This window comes from Nonomuraea helvata (genome assembly GCF_039535785.1).
Taxonomy (GTDB): domain Bacteria; phylum Actinomycetota; class Actinomycetes; order Streptosporangiales; family Streptosporangiaceae; genus Nonomuraea; species Nonomuraea helvata.
Genome location: NZ_BAAAXV010000002.1, coordinates 465,764 through 484,921 on the forward strand (window position 1 = coordinate 465,764; position 19,158 = coordinate 484,921).

At 66.4% G+C, this 19,158-nt stretch carries 13 protein-coding genes; 11 read left to right on the forward strand and 2 right to left on the reverse strand.

Going from position 1 to position 19,158, the window contains the following annotated elements:
• Positions 1-218 precede the first annotated feature (218 nt).
• The 5 genes from ABD830_RS18000 (at position 219) to ABD830_RS18020 (ending at position 8,413) form a co-directional block, all read left to right on the forward strand.
• Complete coding sequence (locus ABD830_RS18000) at positions 219-3,731, forward strand: putative Ig domain-containing protein (RefSeq protein WP_344988467.1); 3,513 nt, start codon at positions 219-221, stop codon at positions 3,729-3,731.
• A 431-nt stretch (positions 3,732-4,162) separates the two neighbouring features.
• Positions 4,163-5,488 carry an ABC transporter substrate-binding protein gene (locus tag ABD830_RS18005; protein WP_344988469.1) on the forward strand — a complete coding sequence of 442 codons (1,326 nt, stop codon included), beginning with the start codon at positions 4,163-4,165 and terminating at the stop codon, positions 5,486-5,488.
• On the forward strand, positions 5,475-6,404 hold the full coding sequence (locus tag ABD830_RS18010) for a carbohydrate ABC transporter permease (protein WP_344988471.1): 930 nt from the start codon (positions 5,475-5,477) through the stop codon (positions 6,402-6,404). Before ABD830_RS18005 ends, ABD830_RS18010 begins: the two co-directional genes overlap by 14 nt.
• Positions 6,401-7,300, forward strand: coding sequence for a carbohydrate ABC transporter permease (locus ABD830_RS18015; protein ID WP_344988473.1), 900 nt, complete (start codon positions 6,401-6,403; stop codon positions 7,298-7,300). Before ABD830_RS18010 ends, ABD830_RS18015 begins: the two co-directional genes overlap by 4 nt.
• A 36-nt stretch (positions 7,301-7,336) precedes the next feature.
• Positions 7,337-8,413 carry a LacI family DNA-binding transcriptional regulator gene (locus ABD830_RS18020; protein WP_344988474.1) on the forward strand — a complete coding sequence of 359 codons (1,077 nt, stop codon included), beginning with the start codon at positions 7,337-7,339 and terminating at the stop codon, positions 8,411-8,413.
• A 375-nt stretch (positions 8,414-8,788) separates the two neighbouring features.
• Here ABD830_RS18020 and ABD830_RS18025 read toward each other — a convergent pair whose 3' ends face one another.
• A complete protein-coding gene (locus ABD830_RS18025; protein ID WP_344988476.1) occupies positions 8,789-9,397 on the reverse strand; it encodes a TetR/AcrR family transcriptional regulator in 609 nt (202 codons plus the stop codon).
• A gap of 158 nt (positions 9,398-9,555) precedes the next feature.
• On the opposite strand from ABD830_RS18025, the gene ABD830_RS18030 reads away from it, so the two are divergent.
• Together ABD830_RS18030 and ABD830_RS18035 are read left to right on the forward strand one after the other, a co-directional pair.
• Entirely contained in the window at positions 9,556-10,209 is a 654-nt protein-coding gene (locus ABD830_RS18030; RefSeq protein ID WP_344988478.1) for a hypothetical protein, read from the forward strand.
• A gap of 116 nt (positions 10,210-10,325) precedes the next feature.
• Positions 10,326-10,943, forward strand: a complete 618-nt coding sequence (locus tag ABD830_RS18035; RefSeq protein WP_344988480.1) for a stage II sporulation protein M — start codon at positions 10,326-10,328, stop codon at positions 10,941-10,943.
• Positions 10,944-11,041: 98 nt separating this feature from the next.
• Here ABD830_RS18035 and ABD830_RS18040 read toward each other — a convergent pair whose 3' ends face one another.
• Positions 11,042-11,527, reverse strand: coding sequence for an NAD(P)-binding domain-containing protein (locus ABD830_RS18040; protein ID WP_344988482.1), 486 nt, complete (start codon positions 11,525-11,527; stop codon positions 11,042-11,044).
• On the opposite strand from ABD830_RS18040, the gene ABD830_RS18045 reads away from it, so the two are divergent.
• From ABD830_RS18045 to ABD830_RS18060, 4 genes are read left to right on the forward strand one after another with little or no spacing between them, the layout of a single operon-like run.
• On the forward strand, positions 11,503-12,702 hold the full coding sequence (locus ABD830_RS18045; RefSeq protein WP_344988484.1) for a trypsin-like peptidase domain-containing protein: 1,200 nt from the start codon (positions 11,503-11,505) through the stop codon (positions 12,700-12,702). The two genes, ABD830_RS18040 and ABD830_RS18045, sit on opposite strands and share 25 nt — an antisense overlap.
• Before the next feature lie 4 nt (positions 12,703-12,706).
• Entirely contained in the window at positions 12,707-16,090 is a 3,384-nt protein-coding gene (locus ABD830_RS18050) for an SUMF1/EgtB/PvdO family nonheme iron enzyme (protein WP_344988486.1), read from the forward strand.
• Positions 16,091-16,101: 11 nt separating this feature from the next.
• On the forward strand, positions 16,102-16,950 hold the full coding sequence (locus tag ABD830_RS18055; RefSeq protein ID WP_344988488.1) for an AAA family ATPase: 849 nt from the start codon (positions 16,102-16,104) through the stop codon (positions 16,948-16,950).
• A 24-nt stretch (positions 16,951-16,974) separates the two neighbouring features.
• The gene (locus tag ABD830_RS18060; RefSeq protein ID WP_344988490.1) at positions 16,975-19,131 is read left to right on the forward strand and encodes a hypothetical protein; all 2,157 of its coding nucleotides are present in this window, start codon (positions 16,975-16,977) and stop codon (positions 19,129-19,131) included.
• Positions 19,132-19,158 lie beyond the last annotated feature (27 nt).

The window sequence follows — 19,158 nt, forward strand, 5'->3', positions numbered from 1 at the left end:
TAGTGAGGGAGGCCCGATGCCACCAGATCTCGTTATCGGAATGTTACGTATATCCACACATCGCCCCATCAGAGCCTCGTTCTGCATCGATGATGCGGAAGCGGAGGATTAGAAAACGGTTGCTGAGAACTCTTGACCGGTTCGGCCGCTCCCGGCATCCTCGACACCTAGGCAGGCAAGCGCTTTCCGGTGTAGCCGCCTGAATGGAGGACCGTGCCATGTTCGATGTTCTGCGAAGAGTCTGCTTCGACCAGGACGCGCGGAAACGTCGCCGTCCGAATCCGACTCCAGCCGCCGCAGGCGCCCACGTCCGACGACCCGGCGCGTTCGCCGCAGCGCTCCTGCTCGTCACCGGATTCCTCTGCGCGGCAGCCCGGCCGGCCGCCGCGCAGGATCTCGGCACGTGCACCCCGACATTCCAGGCCACCGTCAGCGAGCAGGGGTTCGTCCACCCCGGCGTCGGCCTGACCCAGCCGATCCTGGAGAACGCCCGCCGGCAGATCGCCGCGGGCGCCGAACCCTGGACCTCGTCGTTAAAGGCGATGCAGCAGTCGTCCGCGGCTGGGACCGGGGTGACCTCGTCCAACCGCAGCAGCGCCGACCCGACCAAACCCGCCTCCGACGCGTTCAACAGCCAGGGCTTCAACGGCCGCTTCATCGCCGACGGCCTCAAGTCCTACACGCAGGCGATCCTCTACGTACTCACCGGCAAGGAGGTCTACCGCAAGAACGCCCTCGACATCATCCGCATCTGGGAGCAGATGGCCCCCGACAAGTACGAGTACTTCACCGACTCGCACATCCACACCGGCATCCCCCTCAACCGCATGGTCTCCGCCGCCGAGCTGCTGCGCTACACCTCGTGCGCCGACGAGGCGTACCCCTGGACCGACGCGGACACGCAGTCGTTCACCGACAACCTCGTAGTCCCGGTCATCAAGACCTTCCAGAACGACAACAACCACTTCATGAACCAGCACAACTACCCGCTCATGGGTGCGATGGCCGGCTCCATCTTCATGAACGACACCACCCTCTACAAGCGGTCGGTCGAATGGTTCACGGTCAACGCCACCGCGAAGGATCAGGGCTTCAACGGCTCGATCACGCGGCTGTTCCGATGGGTCGACACCAACGACGCCACCGGCGAGCCGATCGACGACCCGCACGTCCAGCACGCCGAGATGGGACGCGACCAGGCCCACGGCGGTGGCGACCTCACCAACGCCGCGATCATCTCCCGCATGCTGCTGGCGCAGCGGACGAAGGTCGACCCCGTCAGCGGCACCGTCTCCGACGCCCCGAACGCAGTGGGTCCCTATGAGTTCCTCGGCGACCGGATCCTCGCGGCCGCCGACTATTTCTGGCGGTTCATGCTCGGTTACGACACCAAGTGGACCCCGATGGCGTACGCCATCTCGCCCGACGGCACCATCCGCGACACCTACAACCACATCTCGAACAGCTACCGCGGGCGCTATAACACCGCGAGCTTCTGGGACGTCTACTACTACTACGCGTTCACCCGCGGCGAGGACGTCAGAAAGCTCGCGCCGTACTTCGCCGAGGCGTACGCCAAACGCAACGGCCCCCTGTTCTACTACGGCGGCGGCCTCAACAAGGCGTGGGACAACGTGGACGGCGGCGGCGACTCGTGGCTCTTCGCGCCCGCCTCGGCGGCCGGGCAGACCGTGCCGCCGCTGCCGGACAGCCCGACGATCCTCGAAGTCGAGAACAAGTACACCCGGCTCTCCGGCGACGTCGAGCGCGGAACCGACGCCGGCACCGCATACGTGCGGATGTCGACCTCGCGCCCCGGCTCCGAGATCGCCTACCTCAGCGGCTCGAGCAGCAAGCAGCTTCTTGCCTTCCGGGTCCGTACCGACGGCGAGGTCCGGCTGCGCATCGACCGCCACGATGACCGCACGATCCTTGTGCCGGACACCGGCGGCAAATGGCGGTACGTCATGTACCCGCGCTCCATCGGGGACATGCTGTTCATCCAGGCCACCGGCGACGGGGCGACCATCGACATCGATCACATCAACACGAATGCCGCCGCCGAACTGACGCCGCCCACCTTCGACGACACCTCGACCGCCCGCATCGTGAGCTGGAAGGGCGCGACCGCCACGGCCGACCTCTCCGCGCACTACGCCGGCGCCGACAAGCTCGCCTACACGGCGCGGGGACTGCCCGTCGGGGCGTCCCTCGACGCCTCCACCGGACAGCTGACCTGGACACCCGCCGCGGCCGGCTCCACCGTCATCACCGTGACGGTCTCCGACGGCACCACCCTGGCGAGCCACCCCGTCGTCCTCGCCGCCGCCCACAGCCGCTCCGACGCGCTGGCACTCGCCCAGCAGGGCCACGACACGGACGCCGAGTACGTCTCCGGCACCGAGGCCGCCTTCGACCAGGCGCTCACCGCTGCCCAGGCCGCGGGCAAGAAGGGTACGGACGACGAGTACCTCGCCGCGCTGACCCACCTCGTGACGGCGGTCGACGGTCTCGCCCTCCTCTCCCCGCGCACGGCCGTGGACCGCAGCCTCGACTATCCCTCGCTCGTGACCACCTCCACGGCCGGGGCCAACATCGGCAATCTCGTCGACGGCGACAACCAGTCGGGAACCGGGTACGCCCAGGCGGTCAACCTCTCCCACACCTTCGACTTCGGGCCCGACTTCCGAGTCTCGGCGACCCGCTTCGGATTCCAGAGCAACATCTTCGCCGACCGGCTCGCGAACTCCACCGTCTACGGCTCGAACGACGGCAGGAACTGGACCCGTCTGACCCCGGGCGTCACCCAGTTCACCCAGGACTTCAACACCCTCGACGTCGCCCCCGCTCTGCGCGACCAGCAATTCCGCTACATCAAGGTTCAGCTGCTCAAACCCCTGCCGGACGTGCTCTACGGCATCGTCCGCAACCTGTTCGAAATGACCGAGTTCCACATCTACGGCAACCGGCACGAGATCGACAACTACGTCAAGGCGACCTCGATCGCCTCCGACCAGGCCATCGCCGGCAAGATCATGGTTGGCGACACCGTCGACGCCTCGGTCACCGCGAAGAAGCCGATCCAACAGGTCACCGTCACCGTCCAAGGTGTGACGGCGAAGGCGAACTCCGACGACGGCGTCAACTGGACCGCCTCCGTCAAACTCGACAACGTGGCCCCAGGCGACATCCAGGTCGCGGTCGACTACCTCGACGCCGACGGCAAGCCCGGGCCGACCGCCTACGGCACCACCGACGGGTCGAAGCTCTACATCGCGGGCGACCCCGCGCACTTCATCGACGTGGCCAAAGTGGCCACCGTCATCGCCTCCGACAAACAGTGGCCGGGCACCGGACTGGGCGCCGACAAGGTCGGCTACCTGCTCTTCGACCGCGACCCCGACACGTACGGCGACCTGAACACCGGACCGGGCGCGTACTACGACATCGACTTCGGCGCTCACGCGACCGTGCGGCCCGACGAGGTCCTGATCCTGCCGCGGGCCAGCCACCCCCAGCGGGCCAACGGCACCGTCGTGCAGGGGTCGAACGACGGCCAGACCTGGACCGACCTCACCAAGCCACTCACCGGGGCCGCCGCAAACGGCTGGAGCGACCAGCCCACCTCGGGCGAAGACCACTATCGGTACCTGCGGATCTACAACGCCACCAGCTGGTACGGCGACCTCTCCGAGGTCGAGCTCTACGGCGACATCAAGTCCGACGCGTAGTTCGACTCGAAGGCGCGCACGCCCGACGACGCCACCAGGGCGAGCGCCTACCAGTACGAAAGCAGGTCGCGCGGGCCGGGAATCTGTTCGACTCCTTTGTCTGGGTAGGGCAACATCGCCCGGCCCAGTCAGGCCGGGCGGGACCCGGACCATGTCGTCAGTACGACGGTCAGCCGGGCTCACCACGCCAGCGGTCCCGCTGGCGATGGCCGGACGGTGGCCACCCCGCCGCGTGGGAAGCAGGGAACGTTGTCTGAATCCGCCTGCCTGCATGCGACCGGCAAAGTCCCCGAAACACCATATTTATCCGGGTGACATCTTGCCCCGGGCTGTCGCCAGGTTCTAACTTCCGTAGAGACCGTTTTCTATCCGACTACTCCCCGTTCCCGCCGACCCGCGCGGCGCGTTCCCCCTTACGGAGAGGTGTCCTCATGACCCGTAAGCAGCTGAAAGCCGCAGCTGTGACCATCCTTGCAACGTCCGTCACCCTGGCCGGCTGCGGCGGCGAGCAACCCGCCGCACCCCAGAGCAAGGGACCGGTCACCATCACCTGGTGGTCCTGGGACGAGCACAAGTTCCTCGACCCGATCGTCGAGAAGTTCAACGCCACCCACGACCACATCAAGCTCAAGGCGGTCAAGCAGACCGACCTTCCGGGCGCCGCGGCGAACCTGCGCAATGCCGTGGCCGCGAAGCAGGACGTGCCCTGCCTGGTCAAGAACATCGGCGAGGTGCCAGGACTGGCCGGTGAAGGGCTGCTGGAGGACGTCACGGAGGAGTTCGAGCCGTACACCAAGAAAGGCCTGTACAACGAGCCGGCCTACGCCGGCGCGCAGGCCGGCGGCCGCTACTACGGCGTCCCGTCGGGGTTCAACCCGTCGTTCATGATCATCAACCGGACCGTCTACGACAAGTACGGCATCGCGCCGCCCAAGACCTGGGACGAGCTGATCGCGGCGGGCAAGGAGCTGAAGAAGCACGGCGTCTACGTGATGAACCTCGCCGGCGAGGACCCCTCCACGCTGGTCAACCTGACCCAGCAGGCCGGCGGCACCTGGTACAAGGTTGAGGGCAACACGTGGAAGGTGGACTTCCTTTCGCCCGAGTCGCTCAAGGCCGCTGAGGTCATCCAGCAGCTGGTGGACAACGAGCTGGTGGCGAACCAGACCTACCAGGACCGGCCGGCCCTCATCGCCTACTTCGACTCCGGCAAGATGGTGTCCCTGCCCACCTCGACCTGGCAGCTCGGCAACTACGAGCTCAACTACAAGAAGTCGCTGGGCGACTGGCAGCCCATCGACCTCCCGCAGTTCGCCGACGCCCCCGCGTTCGTGACGAATGCGCACGGCAGCGCCATCCTGGTGCCGAAGGGCTGCCAGAACGTGAAGGAGGCGGTCGAGGCGGCCGTCTGGATGACGACGAGCAAGCAAGCCGTCGACGCCAGCTACCAGGAGGACACCAAGCAGTACGCCTGGCCGGGCGCCATCCCCGACCCGAGCCCTTGGGTCGACTCCGCGGTGCCGGCAAAGTTGTTCGGCGAGCGCCGCGGCGAGGCCAAGGACGTCATTCTCAAGGCGGTCAAGAGCGCCCGTGACCCCTGGGTGGTCGGCCCCAACTACACCGGCGTGTTCACCGAGCTCCAGGACCAGTGGGCGCAGATCGTCACCAAGAAGATCACGGTGCACGAAGCGCTGGAGCACATGCAGAAGTTCACGGTCGACGACCTCAAGGCCAAGAACATCAATGTCCAGGGCTGACAGCATGGCCTCGCCCGCCGTCATGACCTGGCGGCGGATCGCGGCGATCAAGGGAGCCTCCTTCACCGTCCCGTTCTTCCTCGGATTCGTGCTGTTCACGGCGGTGCCGATCGTCCTGGCGCTGCGCGAGAGCATGTACACGACCAAGAGCTCCGGGCTTGGGTTCGGTGAGAAGACCATCGAGCTCTCGGGGCTCGCCAACCTGCTGAAGGGCGTGGGCGACGAGCGGTTCTGGGCGGGGATGGGGCGGGTGGCACTGTTCGCGGCGATCAGCATCCCGCTCATCCAGGTCGCCAGCGTCGCCGTGGCGCTGCTGCTCGACGCCGCCACCCGGAAGGTGGCGGCGCGGTTCCGGCTGGCGCTGCTGATCCCGTACATGATCCCGGGGATCGTGGCGACGCTCATCTGGATCTATCTCTACAGCCCCGACGTCGGGCCGCTGACGCCGTTCTTCGCGCTGTTCGGGATGGACGCCGATTTCTACAGCGGCGAACTGATCTGGGTGTCGATCGGCAATCTGATGGCGTGGGGCGGCATCGGGTTCAACATGCTCATCGTGTACGCCGCGTTGCAGGCCGTGCCTCGGGAGATCTTCGAGGGCGCCCGCGTGGACGGAGCTTCGGAGCTGCGGATCGCCTGGTCGATCAAGGTGCCGTTGATCCGGCGATCGTTGGTGCTGACGACTGTGCTCAGCATCATCGGCACGCTGCAGATCTTCAGCGATCCGATGCTCTTCCGGTCGATGGCACCGGAGACCGTCACCCGCGACTTCACGCCGATCATGGGCATTTACGACTGGGCCTTCGCGCAGGGTGACTTCAACTACGCCGCCGCCCTGTCCATCATCCTGGCCCTCGTGGTCGGCCTGGCGTCGGCGATCTTCTATCGGTTCACGAACAAGGCGCCGACCTCATGACCACGACGCTCGACCGCCGTACCGTCACCGGCGCCGCCCCGCGGCAGCCGGTGGCGCCGCACAGCAAACGTACGAAGGCGACGGTGCTGTTCGGGCTGATCGCCTTCACTGTGTACTCCGTGGCGCCCGTGTGGTGGCTGATCGTGTCCGCGACGAAGGGGCAGAGCGACCTCTACACGACCAACGGGCTGTGGTTCGCCGAGTTCCGGCTGCTGGACAACTTCAGGGAGCTGTTCACCTACCAGGACGGCATCTTCCTGACGTGGATGTGGAACACCGTGGTCTACAGCTTCGCCGGGACCGCCGGTATGACGCTGATCTGCGTGGCGTGCGGCTACGGCCTGGCGATGTACCGCTTCCGGGGCCGCGGCGTGATGATGGGCTGCATCATCGGCTCCTTCCTGGTGCCGCACGCGCTGCTCACCATCCCGTCCTTCCTGCTCTACACGGACCTGCGGATGATCGACACGCCCTGGGCGATCATCGTGCCGAGCTTCTTCAGCGCCTTCTCGGTATATCTGGCGAAGGTCTACGCCGAGGGAGCCATCCCGCATGAGTTGCTGGAAGCAGCCAGGATCGACGGGGCCGGCGAGTACCGCATGTTCTTCGTCATCGGGGCGCGGCTGATGTCCACGGGCGCGGCGACGATCTTCCTGCTCGGCTTCGTGGGGTCGTGGAACTCCTTCTTCGGGCCTCTGGTCTACCTGCGCAGCCAGGACAAGTGGACGGTCATGCTGGGTCTCTACTCGTGGCTCAAGGTCAAGGTGGACAACTCCACGGACCTGACCGGGCTGGTCGTGGTCGGCTCGATCGTCTCCCTGATTCCCATGGTGGCCTTGATGGTGTCCATGCAGCGCTACTGGCGCTCCGGCGTCACCTTGGGCAGCCTCAAATAGAGTGCTGTTGGAAAACGTTGTCTATACTGCGGGATCATGGCCAGGAGAGATGAGCACCGCCAGAACACGATCCGGGACGTCGCGGCGCGGGCCGGCGTGTCCGTCTCCACGGTGTCCAGGGTGATGGCCGGCGACTACCCGGTGGCGCAGGCCACCAAGCTGCGGGTGCAACGGGCCATCAAGGAGCTCAACTACGTGGCCAACACCCACGCCCGCGCGCTGGTGGTGGGCAGCACCCAGACGGTGGCGTTCATCGTCAACGACGTGCGCGGGCCCGCCTTCGCCGCCGCCGTTTACGGAGCCGAGCAGGAGGCGGCCCGCCGCGGGCGGCTGTGCCTGGTGTGCACGACCGAGGGCGACCCCGAGCGGGAGCTGGCCGCCATCCACCTCATGCGCGAGCAGCGGGCGTCGGCGGTGATCCTCATTGGCGGGGCGGTCGACGAGCCTGCCTACCACACGCGCATGGCCGAGATCGCGCGCTCGCTGGACGCGGCGGGGTCGCGGCTGGTCCTGTGCGGCCGGCCGCCGATGGGCGGCGACATGCCGGTCACGGTCGTGGAGTACGACAACGAGGCCGGCGCCTACGCCGCCACAGCTCACCTGCTGTCCCGCGGGCATCGGCGGATCCTTTTCCTGGGCGGCGGGCCGCCGGGGTTCACCACGACCGCGGGCCGGCTGGCGGGGTACCGGCGGGCGCTGGAGGACAATGAAGTGCCCGTCGACCCCGAGCTGATCGAGACGAAAGTGCAATTCAGCCGGGCGTCCGGCTATGAGCACACGCGGCGGTGGCTGAGCTCGGGGCCGCCGTTCACCGCGATCTTCGCCGAGACGGACATCGTCGCGGGAGGCGCGATGGCCGCGATCTTCGAGGCAGGGCTGAGCGTGCCCGAGGACATCTCGCTCGTGGGCTACGACGACATACCGCTGGCGACGGACCTGCGGCCGCAGCTGACGACCGTGCGCGTGCCGTACGAGGAGCTGGGCCGCAACGCCGTGCGCCTGGCGCTGGAGCTGAAAGAGGGGCGGGCGAGCAGCGGCTCGGAGCAGCACGCCGTGTTCGGCACGCACGTCGTGGTGCGCCAGTCCGTCGCGCCACCGGCTTTTGATCCGTAGGTTCAGGGTTCGAATCCCTGGCGCGAGGTCGACCGGCTTGAGGAGCCGCCCGCACGTTTCGGCCACGGCCGTCCCACCCCTGACACCACCGGTGTACGAGACGTGCTTACGGAAGATCAGCAGATCTTCGTGCGCGGTGGCACCGGCATCTGGACCTGGAGTTGGACGGCCGGGCCCAGGACGAGAATCGCCGTGGCGCCGAGCTACGGCAGGGCGACGGCGATGCCGCGGCCGCACATCCGGCGAGGATGACCCTGGCCGGCCAGTGAGCGTCTACTGGCCGGCCAGCGCATCCTGCGTTTCACTGAGTTCTTGTCAGCGGCGGCCAGGGGAACATCGAACCGGCCGTGGCGTACGCGGTCGAAGTCGACGGGGTCAGGATGTTCCGGCGCTCAAGACCGCATCGACGGCCATGTAGAGGGTGTCGGTCTCGGACTGCAAGATCGAGCCGTCGGAGGGGAGGGCTCGCTCCAGTGCGAGTCCGTCCAGGACGGCAAGGAGGAACTTCGCGCGCCGGGAGGTGTCGCCGGGGGCGAGAGCGCCTTCCTGCGCGAGCACCGTCAGCCAGTACTCCACGCGACGTCGCCCCTCCCGTTCCAGGGCGAAGTATGCCTCCCGCACCTGCTCAGTCGGTTCCGAGGCGATGAACTGCTCGTAGACGGTGCGGTGCGCTTCCCGCGCGCCGGCGCCGACTCCGGCGGGGGCGACGACCTGGCGCAGGCAGTCGACCAGGCGGTCACGGGCCGGCACGTCCCGATCGTGGATCCGCTCTTCGGAGACGACGACGTCGTACAGGCGGGTGAGCACCTCGTCCTGGAGCGCGCGCTGCGTCGGGAAGTGGAACCGGAGGGATCCCGTGCTCACTCCCGCGCGGGCGGCGACCGCTCGCACGCTGAGCTTCGCCCCGGGGTTTTCCCCGATCAACTGCATCGCCGCCAGGAGAACCTTGTCCCGGCTGCTGAGCTGCTCGTTCTGATCCGTCATCACCTGAGCCTCCGCCTCACTCACCCACGGCACTATCACACTGTACTAGCACGCTGTGATAGCTTGCCGTCGGAGCGACTAACACAGTGTGTTAGTCGGGTGGTGATGAAGCGACCCAGGGAGCATCGGCCGGACCGGCCGGGAGCGGAGGGAACGCGGTGAAGGCATGGCGGCGCAGCCGGGCGATCCGGCGGGTCAAGCAGGGCGACGGGCGTCCCCTTCAGCGGTTTCGCTGGTGGCAGTTGCCGTTAGGGCGCGCACTGTTCCACCTCCGGCCCTCATCCGACGGCCGACGGCCGGGGGCATACACCGTCGACGTACGGCACTGGGGCAACCAGCCGGGCGGCGAGAAGACAGCACACCTGTATCTCGACGGCCGCCATCACGCCCAGTCCAAGATCCCCGCCGCGTTCCCCGTGGAGGGCGGCGTCATCGAGGTCGCGACCAGCAGGTTCGGGATCAAGCGCTGCCACTACGTCACCACCACGGGCCAGGAGCACCAACTTGTTCCCGACCCGAAATCGGGCGAGGGCCGGCGGGCCCGTCTCGAGCGCGATCATCCGACGGTCAGCCGCATCATCGCCGCCACCTCGATCGTGCTGCTCGTGATCGGCGTGGGGCTGAACCTCCCGCAGATCATCGGGCCGATCTCGCAGGTGCCGCCCATCGCCGAGAACCTCGGCACCTTCACCTCCCCCATCCACCTGCCGCCCTGGCTCAACATCACCCTCGCCCTCGGCGCCGCGCTGGCCAGCGCGGAAAGAGCGCTGCGTCTGCGTTACCACTGGCTGCTCGACGCCGGAGGCCACTGACCGACAACCCTGGCTGCGGCTGGCAGGCAATCCGCACGCAGTACCCGGGCCGGTACCACTCGGGGCCCGCTCCAGCCGGCGTCGATGACACATCACCAGAAAGGGACACCAGAATCATGAACGTCCTTCGCAGACCGTTCCAGATCATCCGCGCCGACCTGCGCGCGTACCTGCTGATCAATGCCCTCGTCTACGGAGTGCTGCTCCTGGGCATGGTCCTGGCCATGATCTTCCCCGATCTCCATGCCGCGCGGACGTCCGCCTTCGCCGACGGCGGCCAAGGGGCGCTCGTCAACACCGTGATCGGCAGCCCCTGGGCCTTCGGCGCGACCATCTTCGTGGTCAACGTCTTCGCCACAGCGCTACTGCTCATCGTCCTGCCGTCGCTCGTGATCCCCTTCGCCGGCCTCGCCGTCTTCGTGATCAAGACGGTCGACATCGGAATCACCCTGGCGCCTGTCAACCGGACATCGGCACTGATCCTCATCCCGCACTCACCGACCATCCTCATCGAGTTCCAGGCCTACGTCCTGGTGATGTTCAGCGCTTACCTGCTGGGCAGGTCCTGGCTCCGACCGGCGACCGTGGGTGCCACCACGAGAGGACAGGCCTATGTGCGTGGTCTGAGTCGACTCGGCCGGCTCTGGGTCCCGGCGCTTGCGCTCTTCGTCATCGGCGCGGTCTACGAGGCCGTCGAGATCTACCACCTCGTACCGCTGGTGCTCGGCACCTGACCGCCCCCAGGCAACACGGGAAGAATCATCGCACGAACCCTGCTCGCGGCGAGGCGGGGCCGCTGCTCTTGCCGCAGGAGTCGAAGGTGGTGAATGGATCACGGTGTGTGCGGGGTTGGTGCGCGCGAGCACGCACCGAGCACGCCAACGTCGCACTTACGGCGGCGCTGTCCCCCAGCGCGAGGGGACACACGGTTCTCCTGAGCCGGAAGGCGGCCTTCTAGCGGGTCTGCGCGAGCAGGACGGTCAAGGTGTCGGTGACCACCGGTCGCCGACGCGCCCACCACCAGCACGCCGCCATCGGGGAGCCGGCCGGGCTCGCGGTAGTCGCAGAGCGTCAGTTGCTCCACGGACGGCGGCACCGCGTCGCTGGACGGCGGCACCACCGGCCGGTTGCAGGCGCCGCCGGCGATGACCACCGCCCGGCAGGCGATCTCGCCGCGGCTCGTCGTCACGCGGTAGCCGCCGCCGGCGGCTCGTACGGACGTGACGTTCGTGCCGGTCCTGACGGGTGTCCGCGAGAGCGCGGCGAAGCCCTCGATGAAATGATCGCATTTCCTTGAGTGTTGTTTACGATGAGCCACAGGTCGTTTACGCTGATGCTCCCGTCTTCGGCCCTCGGGGAAACGAGAGAATCGCCCATGACTCGGCTTTGCGCTGCCCTGGTCTCCGCGCCGGACCGGAGAACGCCATGAGCATCAGACTCGATCCGGAGGACTTCAGTCGCTTATCCGACCTTCTGGGAATGCTGCCGGATTTCCGGACGGTACAGAATCGCGTCGACTTCATGACCGATGTTTTCGCCGGATCACCCCGCAAGGACGACGTGATCGCCTCACTCAACCTCGACGGCACTCCCCGCGCGGTCGCGGTGCGGGTTATCGAACGCCTGCAGAACTTCGGCCAGGACGAGCCGGGCCGGGAAACGCTGGGCGTGCTCGTCAACAAGACGCTGGCGTACATGGGCGGCGGCGACGACGCCGACTTCCTGCGCGAACTCCTGCGGCACTACCCCTTGGAGACCAAGCCCACCGCGGACCTCCGCGCTCTCGGCGACTGGCGTGGACGTGAGTCCCCCGGACAGGTCCACGAGAAGATCATCGGCGAGAACACGCTCCGGGACATCGCCATGCTCCAGCTCGCCCTCGACGCGGCCAGAGCGGTCGTCCGCATCGCGACCCCCACGTCGCTGGGAACGGGGTTCATGATCACGCGAGACCTGCTCATGACGAACAACCACGTGGTCGCGGACATCCGGACCGCCGGGCGGAGCCACTACCAGTTCAATTACCAGCTCGACCGATGGGGCCTCGAAGCTCCTGTGCACACGTGCAAGGCCAGGGCGGACGGCGCGTTCTACACCAACGCGGAGCTGGATTTCAGCGTGCTGGAACTCGGGGACGCGTCGTACGAGTTCGCACCGCTGGCGCTGAAGGCCGAGCAGGTGAGACGGGATGACCGGGTGAACATCATTCAGCACCCCGGCGGCCACTACAAGAAGATTTCCTTTCAGAACAATTTCGTGGCGTACGCCGATGCGCGCGTCATTCAGTACACCACGTCGACGGAGCCCGGATCGTCGGGATCGCCCGTGTGCAACAACGCGTTCAAAGTGATCGGAATCCATCACAGTGGGGGAATGCTGACCGAGCCGAGCACTCAGCGACGTTATTTGAGGAACGCGGGTACGACCAGCATCGCCATACTGGACGACCTCCGCGAAAACGCACCGGAGATCGCCGCGAGATTGAAGGGCTGACCTCGTGCCCGCGTTGCCTGAGGACCTGTTCGACGAGATCGTGGCTTACCTGAGCCGACACCTGCAGAGCAGCGCGGATCGCGAGATCCTGAAACCGGTTCTCAGCGAGTGGCACGGGTTCGACGACATCGAGTGGGAGGGCTCCCCCCGGGTGTTCTCCAGCCGGCTGGTCTTGCGGCTCCCTCATGACCTGCTCAAGCGGGTGCTGCGGAGGATCCCGGCGGGTGCCGAGCAGCGCGAGGCGGTCGAGCGAGTCTGCTCACGCATCGACGCGGCAACCGGCGTACGGCCGGCCAGGCGACCGCCGGCCGTGCGCCGGAAACGACCGCCCGAGAGCCAGGTGGACGGCTTCCGCTCGCTGCTCTTCCAACCACTCGACGAGTTGTCCGCACCAGGCACCGCGCCGAGGCCCGTGGAGGACATCTGGGCGGAGTGGGCGCGGTCGTCCTCGGGGTATCCGCTCATCCTCATCATGGATTTTCCGCCCGACGTGCCGCCGACCCTTCTCGCCGCCGACGACGACACGGGAAACACGCTGTGGATCGACGGTGAGCCGCTGATCGCGCCGGCGGACGCAGCACAGGAGGGCGCGGACACCGTCGACCTCTCCGCTTCGCGGCCGTCCACCCTGGTGATCGACTTCTCCGCCGCGGCGCCCGACCGGGTGCTGAAGTCCGGCGAGCGCGATTTCGGTGAGGACCTCTCTCTGCTCCTCTCCCTGGCCAAAAGCCGTGATCACAGGGTCGTGCTGGGCCTGCCGCGGTTCGTCGCGTCGCGGCTGAGCCGGGAGACGCTACGACGGCTCTCCCCATGGACCTTCGTTTCGGGCGAGCTGTTCTCTCCCGCGTACGAGCCTCGGGTGGAGGACTGCGAGAAAAAGGTCCTCCGCAGGAGCGTCCCGTTCCGGGACGTCCTGCTCCCGCTGCTCAGCGCCAACAGCGCCACGCTCGCCCGGACAAGCGCAGAGATGATCGCGAGCCTGCCCGTCCCCAGGCACCCTTCGGAATCGGACAGGATCGCCTTCCTGCTCGGTTTGTCCCGCAGGCTCCTGGAAGCCGGATACTACGAGATCGCCTTCCGGCTGGAGGGCTACTGCCGATCCCTGGCGCAGGACAAGGTCTTCATCCCGCTGACGGCGGATCTGGTGGCGGATCGGAAGAGCTCGATCGTCGGTTTGGTGGAGTCGACCGCGGAGCTGCCGGCGATGGTCAGACACGGGCTCCTCGTCGGTGACACAGGCAGCGGCAAGACGACCTCCCTGCTGAAGACGGAGCAACTCTGGCTGCTGCCGCGGTGGGCCACGTCGGGCATGCGGTTCCCGGCCTACCTTCCCTTGTACGTTCCGCTCGCCAAAGCCGGCGCATTCAGCCTGGCGCGCCAGATCGGGGAGCGGCTCGCGGACGGCTCGTTCAGCCGGTTCGATGAGGGCGGCGAACGCCACCGGCTCGCCTGCCACGCCCTCATCGGCAAGCTCGGGACTCTGGAGGCGTTGTGCGGCCTGTTCGGCTCTCCGCTGATGCTGTTGCTGGATGACGCCGATCGGCTCTCCCCGGCCAACGAGCACCGCCTCACCAAGGACCTGGACGATCTGCGCAACGACTATCCCGGCATGGGGATCCTGCTGACCGGCCGCGACGCGCGGATGGCCACGCGGGCGCGGCTCAGCGTGGCGGAGATCCGGGAGCTGAACGAGCAGCAGGTCGATCTGTTGCTCCGCCAAGGACACGGGCATCCCTCACTGCTCGCTCTGATGGCGGCGAACGGCAAACCCATATCACGGTACGTACGCAATCCCCGGCTGCTGAGGTTGATCTGCGACCTCGAGTGCACCGGCGAGGAGGTCGAGAACGCCAACCTCCGGAAGGTCATCGAGCTCTACGTCGCCGGCTCGGGCCGGCGGGTCGTCAGCGACCGCCGCCGGAGGGTCACGGAGAAGTGGCTCGCCAAGGTGGCGCTGGAAACGAAGGCCGCGCAGGAGCATCACTACCGCACCGACGACCCGGAAGAGCAGGGACTGATCTCCATCGGCCGGGCACTCGGACTGTTGAACGAGGTCAGGGATCCGGGCGTGCTGGCGTTCCGGTTCGAGACCCTCAGCGACTACTTCGCCGCGAGGCAGCTGGCGAAAGAGCTGACGCGGTCGGATGTGGCTTCCATCCTCGCCGGTCTCCTGGGCGGCGAGGACGGCGAGCACGGCGAGCACGGCGAGCACGGCGAGGGCACCGTTCCCGCGACGTGGCGTGACGTCCTCAGAATGGTCGTGAGCCTGCTCCCGAACGCGCGAGCCGGCGAGCTGGTCGACTTCCTCAGCCGGGTCGACCTCCGCCTGGCGCACGAATGCGTGCTCGAACTGGCGGTCCAAGGGTCTCTTCTGCACGATCCGACCTCACCGCTCCTGAGGAGCCGGATGAGGGAGACCGACGACATCACGGCCAAGGTCGACGACGCCAGGACGCTGCGTCACCTCGATCCGAGAATCGACGTGCGGACTCCGCTGGGGAACATGGTCGACGTTCCCGGGTCGGAACTGATGGAGCCCTTCAAGATCGGCCAGTATCCCGTCACGAACATGGAGTTCGCCGAGTTCGTCGATCGTGGATATGACACCAAGCGATGGTGGCCCGACGCCGGTTGGGACTGGGCGCAGCAGAACAAGATCCGTCATCCCCGGTACTGGCGCAACAACCGTCTGAACCAGCCGAACCAGCCGGTCACCGGGGTCAACTTCTTCGAAGCCGTTGCGTACTGCGCGTGGCTGACCGAGCGGCATCAGGGCTACCTCTTCCGGCTGCCGTCCGCAGCCGAATGGGATCGAGCAGCACACGGCGACGTCGGCGTCTTCGAAGACATCCTGCGGATCACCCGCGACGCCTTCCGGCTGAACGCCGAGCGCCGGGCGGGGCAACGGAACGCGTCGAGAATCAAACGGTGGAAGGCCCGGAGGCGGCCCGCGCACAAGGAGCTCGCCGCCGAGCCCATCGAGCTTGATCGCCAGCAGGAGCTCGACCTGAGCAACGAGCTCGTGTCGAGAACGAAGGGCTACATGGTTCGCTACCGGGACCAGCTGGAGCATGGAGCGGTGACGCCTGTCGGTGTGTTCCCGGCGAACGGTCTCGGCTGCCATGACCTCTTCGGGAACGTGTGGCAATGGTGCGGCACCGCGGTGTCGACGGTGTCCTCGACGGAGACGCGTCTTGAGGACCTGCCGCGGGCGGCGCACGTCGGCAAAGGAGAGTCGATCGTGGTGAAAGGCGGTTCCACCACGGACCCGTACAACCCCGTCTGGCTGGTGATGGGGGGCTGGTTCGATCCGTTCGTCAGATTTCACCGGTTGGGGTTCCGCGTGGCCGGAGCGCGGCGGATGGAGGAAGAGGAGGGCAGCGCGTGACGCAAAGAGTGGTGGAGATCGAGGGGTCCAGGGTCACCTTGGCGGAACCCGATGACGTTCGGCAGCGGACGTTCGTCGGCCGCGAGAAGGAGCTGCGGATGTGCCGAGTGGCATGGGGCGTCACCCAGGACGGGACGGAGTTCCTTCCCAGTGAGGTCCCGCCGCTCCCCTTTCGTCTGGAAGGCGCGCCCGGCCTCGGCAAGAACGAGATCGTCTATGAGATCGCCCGCGCACTCGGCAAGCCGTTGTACATCCTTCAGGGCCACGAGGAGTTCACCCCGGAAGATCTCGCGCTGCTGCTGGCCCCTGACCCCGAAGCCGCTTTCGTCGACGCGATGCCGATGACCCTTCGGGCAAGCAAGCTCGCGACCGCGCTTCACGTGGGCGGTCTGTTCTTCTTCGATGAGATCAACCGGGTCCCGGAACGAGCGCTGAGCCCGCTGGCTTCGGTGCTCGACGGACGGCAGTCCATCTATTCGGCGATGACCGGCATCACCATCAAGCCGCCGGACGAGGAGGCCAGGCAGGGCTTTCGCTTCTGCTGTGCGCTCAATCCGGGGCTGAGCAGCGCCGGCTACGTGCTGCCGGACTACATCGAACAGCGGACGATACCCGTCATCGAGATCAATCACCCGCCGTTCGAAGACCTGCAGCAGATCATCCAGAGACATCTCAACCCGTCGCCGGATTTTCTCGACGCCTTCACGGAGTGGTACCACAAGGAGGAGCGAGCGGAGGTCTCCGTGCGGCAGGCACTCGCTCTCGTCACCTACGCCATGAGCTACGAAAAGCAGGTCGGCGGCCGCAAGGCCGGCATCTTGGACAAGGTCGCGTCGTTCGTGATGGGCCGCAAGAGCTGAGCGCATGAGAACGAAGGTGCCCGCGTGGATCTTCCCATGCCCTATCTGCAACGGGGCAACATCTACTTCGTGCCCGTCCTGCGCCACCATCTTAATTTCGCGGTGCAGGTCCAGAAAGCAGCGGAACTCCTCCGGCTCGGTCCGGAGGACCTCGTCGCGGTGGGACTTCCCGAATCGGTCAGGGAGCGGACTCTCGAGGCCATCGGCAGGCTTCCACGCGTTTCGCTGGTCATCTCGTCGGTCAGCGACAGTGACCAGCGTGAGGTCTTTCCGATCACGCCCGCCGACGGCATCGTCGAGGCCATTCGCCTCGCGACCGAGCGGCACGTCCCCCTCCGATTCGTCGACCAGGAGATCGCACCAGGGAATCTGGTCGACCACTTCTGCGTCGCCGACGAGGACTGGCCCGACGACGGCCTGGCTCTCACGCACGGCGCCGAGTGGTATCTCGACCTCATCGCCGAGCGGCTCGCGCACCCGCCCTCCCGCTTCGAGCCGGTGGACACCTGGCGTGAGCTCCACATGGCCGCCGAATTGCAGCGGCTGCATCCGCGCCACCGCCGCATCCTCTTCGTCTGCCACGCCGCGCACGTCCGGCCGATCCAGCAACTGATCCGCCGCCCGGTCCCGCCTGCCGACGCCGCCGGATCCGCGCTGCCACCGGTGAATTATCGGATCTGGGAGCCGAGCCTGCCGATTCTCGTGCGCTACCTGGACTACATTCCCCGCCTCGTCGAGATGTACGAGAGAAGAAGGGCCGGCGGGCAGGCCCATGAATTCGACAAACTCGACGCCCTGCTGGAGCTCATCTACCTGATGAACCAGGAGGCGACGGACCTCAGGTTCTCGATCCGGCACTATCAGGCGTTCTCGCAGGTGCTGACGAAGCTCCTGGAGCAGGAGAAACGGATCTCGCCGCAGTTCGACACCGTGCTGCTGGCCAGCGGGAGTTGCTTCAACGGTCCCTTCAGGGAACGCGTGTTCCGGCACCTGGCCGGCTACTTCGACCAGGTCAAGGTCGAACGGATAGGACGCGTCCTCAGCACGAGGGAGAGCCTTTTCGAGGTCAGCCTGACGAATCCAGGCAGTCGCCGCGACATCTTCGTGGCTCGCAACTGCACTTATTTCGAACACTCCTACGAGGTCGTGTACCCGCCGGGCACGCGCGAACCGCCCCACGTCGACGGAGCCGTGCCGGATTTCGCGCCGGACCTCTCACCGGATCAGATCGAGGAGGTCGAACTCGACTACCCGACGCCTCCCCGGAGGCCTCGCCGGCCGTTCGCGAAAGACACGGAAACCAGCATGAGCTGGCCACCCGCCGATTGGTTCGTCAACGAAATGCGGCAGAAGGCGTACAACATGGTCCAGCTGAGCGGGGACCGGCAGGTGAAGAGCATGGAGTTCCAGGGCTCGCTGCATGACGGCATCGACTTCCGCCGCACATTGCGGAGCCACTACAGAGGCCAGCCCCGGCTGTACGTGAAGAAGCACGTGACCAAGAAAAGGAAGGACATCGACCGCAACGAGCCGGTTTTCTGGCTGTTCGACGGCTACGACTCCGTCACCCCAGATACTCCGACCTGCGAGTTCGCGTCCAGCATGGCGGGCCGGGACAGTGACCCAGGTGTCGAAGAATGGTTTTTCTGGAAAAATCTTTGGGAAAAGCCGGACCTGAAGAACAAGTACGGCGACTGGGTCGCGGTGTCATGTCACGAGGTGTACGGCCGGGTCACTTTCCTGGATCGGAGCCTCACGCTCGAGGATGTGCTGAGCCGGCTGGGCAGTGATATGGATCGACGGGTTCCCAAAGCCGATCTGATCGGCGATCCCGATCATGTTCGCCGGCTTCTGTCCAGCAAGTTCGACCTCGATCTGACACTGACGCGCTGGTGGGAGATCATGCTCCTGGCGGCGGTCGAGCACGCGAAGGAGGCGGTCGTTTTCTTCGCACCCCAGAAATTCGTCATTCCAGCGGACATCAGCAATCGGGCGGCATCCCGCGGCAAGAGAATCATCCAGTTCCCGCTCACCAGGTTCACCCATGAGGAGCTCCGCCGGCTCCGCGTTCAGTATGTCCTTTACTATCTGTACCCGAATTCGAAGGCCCTCCTCACCCTTGAGCACCTGGCGTACGTCAACACCCGGTTCGAGGACGTCATGAAGCTCTTCTGGGAGTGAAAGGATGGTCCCCTCAGTGTGCCTGGA

What these genes read in the sequence shown, in the direction of transcription:
- ABD830_RS18020 (WP_344988474.1), top strand. Translation starts at nt 7,337, where the DNA reads ATGGCCAGGAGAGATGAGCACCGCCAGAACACGATCCGGGACGTCGCG.
- ABD830_RS18035 (WP_344988480.1), top strand. Translation starts at nt 10,326, where the DNA reads ATGAACGTCCTTCGCAGACCGTTCCAGATCATCCGCGCCGACCTGCGC.
- ABD830_RS18015 (WP_344988473.1), top strand. Translation starts at nt 6,401, where the DNA reads ATGACCACGACGCTCGACCGCCGTACCGTCACCGGCGCCGCCCCGCGG.
- ABD830_RS18025 (WP_344988476.1), bottom strand. Translation starts at nt 9,397, where the DNA reads ATGACGGATCAGAACGAGCAGCTCAGCAGCCGGGACAAGGTTCTCCTG.
- ABD830_RS18005 (WP_344988469.1), top strand. Translation starts at nt 4,163, where the DNA reads ATGACCCGTAAGCAGCTGAAAGCCGCAGCTGTGACCATCCTTGCAACG.
- ABD830_RS18010 (WP_344988471.1), top strand. Translation starts at nt 5,475, where the DNA reads ATGTCCAGGGCTGACAGCATGGCCTCGCCCGCCGTCATGACCTGGCGG.
- ABD830_RS18000 (WP_344988467.1), top strand. Translation starts at nt 219, where the DNA reads ATGTTCGATGTTCTGCGAAGAGTCTGCTTCGACCAGGACGCGCGGAAA.